Here is a 908-nt window from a genome sequence, read left to right on the forward strand (position 1 = left end):
CGAAAGCTGTGGGGTGTGTCTTATGATAGGAATCGTAAAACTATTCAAGGTCATGAAAAGAAAATAGAAGCGCTAACGAAAAAGCTTGCCGAGAGTCAAAAATCTTTAGCTACTCATGAGGTTTCATTATCAGCATTGAAAGCGGACTCTGATAAAGGGATGTCAGTATTAGATGGTCGTATAGCTTCGTTGTCAGGGGAGTTGTCAATTACTCGAGCTGAACGAGAAGAGTTTTTGACGCAGTTTAATGAAAAATTGAGCACTTTCGATTCGAGTACTCAAGAGTTTGAAAAACGTATTGCTGCGCTACAGGCTCGTATGAGTGATAGCGCCAAAGTTCAATTAGAAAACCAGGAAAGCTTGCTGTCGATAGATGAAAGTCGCCGCCAGCTTATAAAAAGAGTCATTGATTTGGAGGCGAGCTTGGGTAAATTGTCTTCTTCTAGTGCAAATCCCGGGGTGAGATAGTCTTTACAGGTATTCGGATTCTCGATGACATGCGGTAGATCGCAAAAATTAGATTAACTAGCTGTTAAACTGTCCGCCTGATTGTGATGGGTAGCTAGTCTTGCTGCTCGAATAAATATAAAGCTGTACATCTATAGGAAACGATACATTGGACGGTATTGTGAGTTTCAAAACTTGCCAACGAAGCGCTTACTCTGTGAGCTTGGGTCGCGTTGCTGAGGTTAAGCAATCATTAAAGAGCGTTGTGGGCAAACCATCCCGCTCCTTTCTTTATTATGCGCTTTCTATTGTGCTTGCCTGCGCGATTTTTCCGCTGGCTTTGAGTTCTGGTCAGGTGAAGGCGGATACTACTGCGCCCTATTCGAAGCCTTTCCATAAGCAGGGTAGAGGTTGGTATCCATCTATTTATTGGTCGACAGGTCGAAACCTGGGTTCTTACT

Annotated in this window: 2 protein-coding genes; both read left to right on the forward strand. The window is 43.3% G+C overall.

Annotated elements, in window-relative coordinates:
- Positions 1 to 468 (forward strand): hypothetical protein (locus A3729_RS12655; RefSeq protein ID WP_231877432.1); only part of this gene is annotated, 468 nt, incomplete at its 5' end.
- A gap of 160 nt (positions 469 to 628) precedes the next feature.
- The coding region (locus A3729_RS33955; RefSeq protein ID WP_231877433.1) for a hypothetical protein at positions 629 to 908 on the forward strand (280 nt) is incomplete at its 3' end.

Source organism: Oleiphilus sp. HI0043, from assembly GCF_001634935.1.